This window comes from Mesorhizobium sp. M7A.F.Ca.CA.004.06.1.1, from assembly GCF_003999135.1.
Classification (GTDB): Bacteria; Pseudomonadota; Alphaproteobacteria; order Rhizobiales; family Rhizobiaceae; genus Mesorhizobium.
Genome location: NZ_RZPQ01000723.1, coordinates 1 through 3,000, shown reverse-complemented (window position 1 = coordinate 3,000; position 3,000 = coordinate 1). Strand labels below are relative to the sequence as shown.

General features: G+C 63.1%; 3 protein-coding genes and 1 pseudogene. All 4 read left to right on the top strand.

Annotated features, from left to right (window positions below; translation table 11 throughout):
* A pseudogene (locus EN906_RS29050) lies at positions 1-130 on the top strand (rhizopine-binding protein); the annotation flags it as partial.
* 112 nt (positions 131-242) lie between these two features.
* Positions 243-1,319, top strand: a complete 1,077-nt coding sequence (locus EN906_RS29045; protein WP_027039989.1) for an ABC transporter permease — start codon at positions 243-245, stop codon at positions 1,317-1,319.
* A gap of 2 nt (positions 1,320-1,321) precedes the next feature.
* Positions 1,322-2,089: an ATP-binding cassette domain-containing protein gene (locus EN906_RS29040; RefSeq protein WP_023810655.1), complete on the top strand. Its 768-nt coding sequence runs from the start codon at positions 1,322-1,324 to the stop codon at positions 2,087-2,089.
* 111 nt (positions 2,090-2,200) lie between these two features.
* Positions 2,201-3,000, top strand: an 800-nt coding sequence (gene iolG, locus EN906_RS29035) for an inositol 2-dehydrogenase (RefSeq protein WP_127375563.1), incomplete at its 3' end; no start/stop codon positions are given.

Here is a 3,000-nt window from a genome sequence, read left to right as displayed (position 1 = left end):
CGGCCAGGGCGCCGGCGCTCTCGATGCGGCGCTCAAGCTCGCCAAGGGCGAGAAGGTCGAGCACAAGGTCTACGTGCCCTTCCAGCTGGTGACGCCCGCCAACATCGACAAGTTCCTGAAGAAGAACTGAGCCGCCAACGGTTCGATACGGAGCGGCGCTCTCGATCAAGACAGCGCCGCTCCCCTCTCTCCCTCAGCGCCGCAGGCGCGAGGGCGACCGCGGCTGATGGAGGACAGAATACGTGGCACAGACATCTCATGGCGTCGGCGGCGTCGGTTATGATGCGAGGAAGCGCACATGGCCGGCCGAGTTCAATGTTTTCCTGGCACTGGTCATTCTCGTCGTCATCTTCGAACTGATCGGCCGCATTTTTCTCGGCGACAGCTTCCTGTTCAACACACGCAGCGACGTCGGCGGCATCTTCAACGAAGCGCGCCTGCAGATCATCATCCTGCAGGTGTCGATCGTCGGCATCATCGCCATCGGCGTGACGCAGGTCATCATCACCGGCGGCATCGACCTGTCCTCAGGCTCGATCGTCGGCGCGACCGCCATGATCGCCATGAGCTTCGCTCAGGTGGCGACGGTCAACGGCAACCCCAATCCCAAGGCGATGTTCCTGGCGCAGGGCTGGACGGACCTGCCTGTCATCGTGCCGCTGCTGGTGGCGATCGCCTGCGGCCTGTTTGCCGGCCTCGTCAATGGCGCGCTGATCGCCTACACGCGCATTCCGCCGTTCATCGCCACGCTCGGCATGATGGTGACCGCGCGCGGCATCGCCAAATGGTGGTCCAAGGGCCAGCCGATCTCGTTTCCCACCGAGAGTTTCGCCGGCATCGGCAAAGGCCTGATGCCCGTCGTCATCTTCCTGTCGCTGGCCATCCTGTTCCAGCTGATCATGACCTACACCAGGTACGGCAAGCACTGTTACGCGATCGGCTCCAACGAGGATGCCGCGCGCATGTCCGGCATCAAGATCGCCAACCACAAGATCCTGGTCTACGTCATCGCCGGCATTCTCGCCGCGCTCGCCGCCGTGGTGCTGAGCTCCAAGAACCTGACCGCGCAGTCCGGCATGGGCGTGATGTACGAACTCGACGCCATCGCCATGGCGGTCATCGGCGGCGTCTCCCTGTCGGGCGGCCGCGGCTCGATCATCGGCACGGTGATCGGCTCGCTGATCTTCGGCGTCATCATCTCCGGCTTCACCTTCCTGCGCCTCGACGCCTACTACCAGGAGATGGTCAAGGGTGTGATCATCGTCGGTGCGGTGGTTCTCGACCAGTGGCGCCAACGCCTGCGGGCAATGAGGGCATGACCATGTCAGACATCGTCCTGAAGACTGAAAACCTGACCAAGCGCTATGGCGGCGTGCACGCGCTGGAAGGGGCGAATTTCGAACTGCGCAAGGGCGAGCATGTCGCCATCATGGGCGACAACGGCGCCGGCAAGTCGACCTTCGTGCGCCAGATCACCGGTGTCGAGCAGCGCACCAGCGGCCAGATCTGGTTCGACGGCAAGGAAGTGAATTTTGCCGGGCCGATCGAGGCTCGCACGGCGGGCATCGAGACCGTGTTCCAGAACCTGGCGCTGGCCGACGATCTCGACGTGCCTTCGAACCTGTTCCTCGGCCGCGAGAAGGTTTTGTTCAACCTCGGCCCGTTCTCGATCCTCGACCGCAAATACATGCGCAAGGCGACCGAGGCGGCGCTCGTCCGCACGGCGGTGAAGATCCCCAATCTGTCCAACACCATCCGCCACATGTCAGGCGGCCAGCGCCAGTGCGTGGCGATCGCCCGCACCGCGACCTTCGCCTCCAAGCTGATCATCATGGACGAGCCAACGGCTGCCCTTGGCGTGCAGGAGACCGCGCAGGTCGAAAACATCGTCCGTACGCTCAAGGACAATGGCGAGCCGCTGATCCTGATCAGCCACAATATGCGCCAGGTGTTCGATCTCTGCGACCGTATCGTCGTGTTCCGGCGCGGCCGCATCGTCGCCAATCTGCGCAAGGAGAACACCGACGGAAACGATATCGTCTCCTACATCACCGGCGCCAAGACCGGGGAGGCGGAACTCGCGGCCTAAACAGGATGGTCATCCTGTTTTCTGGCGCGCTCGAAAAATAGACTTGCCACCTTCCCCCAAAAGGAAGGTGCGGACACAACTCTCTCTAACCCATCCCCCAGAGGAAATATCATGACCGTTCGCTTCGCTCTCCTCGGTGCCGGCCGCATCGGCAAGGTCCATGCCCGCGCCGTCGGCTCCAATCCGCAGGCCAAACTGGTTGCCGTCGCCGATGCGTTCGAGAAGGCCGCCAAAGAGCTGGCGAGCGCCTATGGCGCCGAGGTGCGCAGCATCGAGGATATCGAGAAAGCCGGTGATATCGACGCCGTCGTCATCTGCACGCCGACCGACACCCATGCCGATCTGATCGAGCGCTTCGCCAAGGCCGGCAAGGCGATCTTCTGCGAGAAGCCGATCGACCTCAACGTCAAGCGCGTCGAGAAGTGCCTGGCCGTGGTCGAGAAGACCAAGGCGACGCTGATGGTCGGCTTCAACCGCCGCTTCGATCCGCACTTCGCCGCCGTGCGCAAGGCAATCGACGACGGCGCCATCGGCACCGTCGAGATGGTCACCATCACCTCGCGCGATCCCGGCGCGCCGCCGATCGACTACATCAAGCGCTCGGGCGGCATTTTTCGCGACATGACCATCCATGATTTCGACATGGCGCGCTTCCTGCTCGGCGAAGAGGTCGTGGCGGTCAGCGCCCATGCCTCGGTGCTGGTCGACAAGAAGATCGGTGCCGCCGGCGATTTCGATAGCGTCAGCGTCATCCTGGAAACCGCTTCCGGCAAGCAGGCGGTCATCTCCAATTCGCGCCGCGCCACCTATGGCTACGACCAGCGCATCGAGGTGCATGGCTCGAAAGGCATGGTTGCCGCCGAGAACCAGCGCCCGGTGTCGATCGAACTGGCCAACGAGAAGGGCTATAC

Bases quoted from the DNA above. Each gene is read 5' to 3' on its own strand.
- EN906_RS29040 (WP_023810655.1), top strand. From the start codon at position 1,322: ATGTCAGACATCGTCCTGAAGACTGAAAACCTGACCAAGCGCTATGGC.